The organism is Schinkia azotoformans LMG 9581, assembly GCF_000307855.1.
GTDB classification, from domain to species: Bacteria; Bacillota; Bacilli; order Bacillales; family Bacillaceae_J; genus Schinkia; species Schinkia azotoformans.
This window is the reverse complement of record NZ_AJLR01000068.1, coordinates 1-788: the sequence shown is the minus strand read 5'-3', so window position 1 is coordinate 788 and position 788 is coordinate 1. Positions and strand designations below refer to the sequence as shown.

Sequence of the window (788 nt, the reverse complement as noted above, 5' to 3'; positions counted from 1 at the left end):
TAGCAATTCGGGTATAAAACATATTTGATACTATTAACAAAAAAAAGTGATAAAATAATATCATTATGAATAGCAGAATATTCCAACACAATACATTTACGACACTCTCTATCGGCTTTTACAAAGGTACAATTACCCTCAAAGAAGCACTAACACACGGCAAAGTCGGTATCGGTACGCTTGATACGGCAAATGGCGAGGTGACAATCATTGATGGCATCGCCTATCACGGTGACTCAGAAAATCAAGTCAGATTAGTTGAAGAAAATGAAACGATGCCTTATGTGGCAATGGTTGAACATCAACCCATCGTTAAATTTACTGACAACTCTGTCAGTAACTCAGAAGATTTTCTGTCAGCGCTGACTAAGCGTTTTCCAACGGCAAATACTGCTTATACGATTGTCATGACCGGTCAATTTAAAGAAGTGACCGTCAGTTGAGCAAGTTCGTGAATTCGCTTCAAAACTTTCTGAAGTTCTCGAAGATTTAAGTAAAGAGGAGTGGCTCTTTAAAAGTTGGAGACCTGACGGAAGCAAGGCATTCATATTAGAATTTAGTCATGTATCCGACAAACAAATCAAAGTGACAGGAGCTGATTTTTATGCCTAAAATTAGACTAACTGAACAAATTGAACTGAATTTGTCGGGTCAAGCAAATAATCTAATTTGCGTAGGTCCCGTAGGCTCTGGAAAAACTCAATTACTTTATCATGTGCTTATGTCCTTATATGCTCAAGATTGTGTTGTGTATGCCGCTGATTTTAACGTTGGTGCAGGTGGTTCAT

The 788-nt window shown here is 38.1% G+C and carries 2 protein-coding genes; both read left to right on the top strand.

The window, feature by feature from the left end; genetic code table 11:
* Window positions 1-65: 65 nt before the first annotated feature.
* Window positions 66-443 (top strand): acetolactate decarboxylase, encoded by a 378-nt coding sequence (locus tag BAZO_RS10415; protein ID WP_003331434.1) that lies wholly within the window; start codon window positions 66-68, stop codon window positions 441-443.
* A gap of 161 nt (window positions 444-604) precedes the next feature.
* On the top strand, window positions 605-788 hold a 184-nt coding region (locus BAZO_RS10410), incomplete at its 3' end, for a GspE/PulE family protein (protein ID WP_003331433.1).

What these genes read in the sequence shown, in the direction of transcription:
- BAZO_RS10415 (WP_003331434.1), top strand. Translation starts at nt 66, where the DNA reads ATGAATAGCAGAATATTCCAACACAATACATTTACGACACTCTCTATC.